The following is a 4,568-nucleotide window of genomic DNA, read 5'->3' on the forward strand; positions in this document are numbered from 1 at the left end:
GCTTGTGCCTCCGTAAATTGCCACCTCTGCGTTGGAATCCACGGTATTTCTTACCTTTGTTCTCACATCTGCATAAGTGGTATCATTAATATTTTCTGTGCCGTTATAAGCCACAGTGCCTGAAATATTCAAGTAAAAAGCACCGTCATTTTCCTTTGTAATCTTCTTTTGCAAAGGATCCACTGCTGTGGTAGCATTTGGCATTGTCACCGCTTTGCAGTCCCCAATGGTCACTGAGATATAATCAGTTTGCCCATCTCTGGTACATTTAATATATGTTGAACCCGCTTTTGTTGCTGTAAAAATATTGGACTTCATCGTACCAATAGAAGCGTCTGCCACCTCGTAATTTGTAGTCGTGGATACCCAATGGCTGAAACCATCCGTATCAACTACCTGCATGGCGATGGTAGCTGTTTCTCCTGCCTTGTTCAGCTTTATGCTGTTAGAAGCAGGCTTCAATTTGCTTGTTGTTGCTGAAACAACCCCAGTTTGAGAAGCCGTCATGTCCTTATAAGTGGCGGTAACTTCAAACGTGCCCTTTTGAGAAGGAATAAAATCATAACCATTCCAAGTGCCTTCCACGCCAACTGCTTGCATGGTAACCTCGTTTGCGGGAATTTCGATTCGATTGTAATATTCATCTAAGCCATAAACTTTAAATGTCATGGTCTTATTGGGAAGGGTGCGCACCAAGGATGGGGTAATGGCGATTTTCTCTATTTCGCCTGCCTGTGCATTCTGGAAAACACCTACCGCATTAATTACCTTTCTTTCGGAACCGTCAGAAACCGTGTTCTTCACCGTTACCGCTGAATCTTCCACTGTTTTTACTGCCATTGTTGAGGAGCCGCCGCCATCTAAGTGCATAGCATTATATGCACCATATTCTCTCATATAGTTGGCCATTTCGCTATGGGTTACCCCAACGCTGTCACCACGACCATCAACCACCATAAAAATAGCAGTTTTTCCGTCTTGAGAAATACCAAATGCCGTTCTGGGCTGACGCCCTTTTGCTACAATCGCTGTAGCAGGTGCCTCAGCTCCATCAATCAGAAGCTTTCCGCCACCACCAAAAGCAAATTCCTTATTTTCAAAATCAACAGAACTGTTAATATTCATTGTGATAGCGTCATTCACCTGAAATTCATATGCTGCATTATTCCGATAATCCTTGCTCATTATAATCAAGTATCCATCTTCTGGTACCGCAACAGTTTCACCCGGTTGTGAAATATAAGTAATGGTATCGCCTTCCACCACAAATTTTACAAGCTCTGGAAAACGTTTATCCACGTCTGCTGTACTTTTCGCAGCCTGTTTGTCAAAATAAATAGGATAGACCATAGCAGTTACTTTGTTCATAGAAGCAAGCTCAATTGTCTTTTGACTATTGGCAAAGGTTGCAGTCATTTTAAAATAATCGAAAAAGGGATTATTGTTTTCATCCATAAAAAAGGATGAATATAAATCCCCATCATGATTTAAGGAAGTACCTGCTGAAACAACTTCACCGTCCCTCATGACTGCTCCAAAAGGTGCAGAATAGCTACCGGACATCCCAAAAAAGTCGGAATTCACGCCGGCAAGAGCTCCATTATCAGTCAAAAGCTTTTTCACTGTTTCCTTTAATCCATACTCAACAGTACTTTCCACTTCCTTAAATTCCAGTGTACTTTCCGTTAAGTCTACTTTTAAAACATGCAAATTCTGAATTCCCGCATCGGTCATACGGCTGCTTTTTTCATATACAACCCCCCGTGTTACCGTCTGCTCTGTTTTTTGATCATAATATGTAGTGGCACCAAAAACCCATGTGGTGGTAACCGAAACGGTCAGTGCCGCTGCTAGTAGGGCGCCCATCAGTCGTCTCATTTTTCCTAATTGATACTTCATTTCCAATCTCCTTTTTGCGTAATTACCTATTTAGACGTACTCTTCTGGTTTTTGTTCCCAAATTTTTTTAGGAGATTTCCCAAAAAAGACGTAATCTGCCAACTTACGACTATCATTCTAGCACTTTTCCTCATGGATTTCTTCTTAATTCTAAAAATTTAATATATATGTAACATTTCAGTATAATGCTTCCAATTGGCCTCATTTCTTTTTTTCACAGGCCAAAAAACCTCCCTTTTGAAAATTGAAAACAGCGCATATTTGGTTTTTCATCTGACTTTTCCGCCTCTTTCACTTGCTATTTCCGAATTTGTAAAGGTATATCTTCTTTTTGACATCCTTCTTCTCATAGAAAATTTGTCCTTTTCATAAAATAATACTGATACGAATTAGGAGGTATTTATAATATGAAGAAAGCAGTAGCCGTTTGTCTTAGTTTGCTCCTTCTTTTTGGCCTTGGCGGATGCAAAAAAGAAGAGCCTTTATCAGAACTGGAGACAATACAAAAGCAACTAAACGAAATGGATGGGTATTACTGTACCGCTTCCCTCACCCGCATCTCTAACAAGGGGGAAACCACCTATGGCACGAAGCAATACGCCAAATCAACAGGGGAATATCGTCTAGAATTGACCTCGCCCGAAAACGTGGCTGGTAACTATACGATATTTGACGGCCAAAAAATTTGCCAGTATAATCCCAGGCTAAATAATCAACTGGTAAAAGATGTTCCTGCTTCCCAGCACAGAAACGAATTATTTTTAGGGCAGTTTATTAAAAACTATATGCAGTCTGAAGGAGTAGGTGTGGAAGCAGCCGCCTTGGATGATTCCAAATGTATTGTAATGGAAGCCGTAATTCCTGGTACCGATGGAGCTTTATCTTCAGAAAAACTTTGGGTAGATCGTGAAACCTATTTACCAAAACGGCTTGTTTTATATGACAGCCAAGGTCAGGAGCGTTATCGTTTGGACTATGACGAATTTGTTTATAATCCTGACTTCGAAGAAAATCTTTTTCAAATTAAGGAATAAAGGCTCTATTTCGTGGCAATAATGGTAGCAGTCAGGACAGAAGCTAAATTTTAACATTACATATTTCTATGCCGCTGCTGCCTGATGAATTTTTCAGCGGAGCGTGAGCCTATGATCGTTAGAAGAGGAGACATTTTTTTTGCAGACCTAAGCCCTGTTGTGGGCAGTGAACAAGGGGGAATACGCCCTGTATTAATCATACAAAACGATGTAGGCAATAAATATAGCCCCACTGTCATCTGTGCCGCCATCACATCGCAGATGAATAAAGCAAAGCTTCCAACACACATCCCCCTATCCGCCGCGGAATATGATTTACCTAAGGATTCTGTCATTTTATTAGAGCAAATCCGCACCATTGATAAGCAAAGGCTGAAAGAGAAAGTATGCCGCTTGGACACGGAAATGATGCAGCGGGTAAATCAAAGCTTATTGGTCAGTCTTGGTTTACAGCAAGCTTCGCAACATAAAGGGGTTTCAAATGAATAAGAAGAACACAAGGCGGCTTCCATTCAGAGAAGCCGCCTTGTTCTAATATCCAATAAAAAAAGAGCAATGATTAGAAACACTAATATCATTGCTCTTTTTCAGAAAAGGATGACTATCGTCCCTTCATAAATATCTAATTAGCCCTTTCTCCCTTTGGAAGCCAATAAAAGCCACAAAAAATATAATCCTATGAAAACAACAGTAAATAAGATTACGTTTTTTAACGTAATCGTCTGACCAATCATCAGAAGTGTGCCATGATAGACTATTGTGGAAAGTATCCCAGTTCCAAAAGCCTTTTTGAATAAATCAAACCAATTCATACGCTTTCCCCTTAAATCATGGTTCCACACACATGGTTATGTATCCTCTGGATTAATATATCCAGAGCCACCACATTATTGCCACCTTCCAACACAATAATATCTGATGAGCGTTTGCTGGGTTCAACAAACTGCTCGTGCATCGGCTTAACCGTTGTAAGATACTGAGAAACTACGGAATCCAAACTTCTCCCCCGCTCCTGCACGTCCCGCAAAATACGCCGTAAAATTCTTACATCTGCATCGGTGTCCACAAAAATTTTAATATCCATGAGATTACGTAAAAATTCATTCTCAAAGATTAAAATTCCTTCTATTACAATCACTTTTGTAGGTTGAATCACCATGGTTTCAGCAGAACGGTTGTGGTCAGCAAAATCATAAATCGGGCACTCAATCTGAATGCCTTGTCTAAGTTTTTGAATATGCTCAATCATAAGCTGAGTATCAAAAGCATCAGGGTGGTCGTAATTTAATAAGCTGCGCTCTTCATAGGACATTTCGTCATGACGTTTGTAATAATTATCATGATATACAACTGTTACATCATCGCCAAAGCGTTCCTTAAGTCTGTTGGTCAGCGTCGTTTTTCCGCTGCCCGTTCCACCAGCAATACCGATAATCATTATCTCATCCACTGATTTTGCCTCCCCTTTCGTTTCCCCTACTGTTCCTTTGTCCCCAATATTATTTTAATATCGGCATTTGCACCAATCTCATTGGGCGCTACCTCCACCTTTGCATCTTCAAAAAAGGAAACTAGATCGGCACCAATCCCTTCATTCTTCACTTGAATCCTTGTGTAAGTGTCATGCTGTCCTGT

5 protein-coding genes are annotated in these 4,568 nt (G+C 40.5%); 2 read left to right on the forward strand and 3 right to left on the reverse strand.

The window, feature by feature from the left end:
• A partial coding sequence (locus RTK36_RS00215) for a phosphodiester glycosidase family protein (protein ID WP_312043121.1) occupies positions 1-1,899 on the reverse strand: 1,899 nt, incomplete at its 3' end.
• A gap of 407 nt (positions 1,900-2,306) precedes the next feature.
• On the opposite strand from RTK36_RS00215, the gene RTK36_RS00220 reads away from it, so the two are divergent.
• Positions 2,307-2,933: a LolA family protein gene (locus RTK36_RS00220; RefSeq protein ID WP_312043123.1), complete on the forward strand. Its 627-nt coding sequence runs from the start codon at positions 2,307-2,309 to the stop codon at positions 2,931-2,933.
• A gap of 111 nt (positions 2,934-3,044) precedes the next feature.
• The gene (locus RTK36_RS00225) at positions 3,045-3,422 is read left to right on the forward strand and encodes a type II toxin-antitoxin system PemK/MazF family toxin (RefSeq protein ID WP_066052583.1); all 378 of its coding nucleotides are present in this window, start codon (positions 3,045-3,047) and stop codon (positions 3,420-3,422) included.
• A 137-nt stretch (positions 3,423-3,559) separates the two neighbouring features.
• On the opposite strand, the gene RTK36_RS00230 is transcribed toward RTK36_RS00225, so the two are convergent.
• Both RTK36_RS00230 and udk read right to left on the reverse strand, forming a co-directional pair.
• Positions 3,560-3,745 carry a hypothetical protein gene (locus tag RTK36_RS00230; RefSeq protein ID WP_312043126.1) on the reverse strand — a complete coding sequence of 62 codons (186 nt, stop codon included), beginning with the start codon at positions 3,743-3,745 and terminating at the stop codon, positions 3,560-3,562.
• Between the two features lie 11 nt (positions 3,746-3,756).
• The gene (gene udk / locus RTK36_RS00235) at positions 3,757-4,371 is read right to left on the reverse strand and encodes a uridine kinase (protein ID WP_312043404.1); all 615 of its coding nucleotides are present in this window, start codon (positions 4,369-4,371) and stop codon (positions 3,757-3,759) included.
• Positions 4,372-4,568 lie beyond the last annotated feature (197 nt).

The organism is Anaerotignum sp. (genome assembly GCF_031981185.1).
Taxonomy (GTDB): domain Bacteria; phylum Bacillota; class Clostridia; order Lachnospirales; family Anaerotignaceae; genus Chakrabartyella.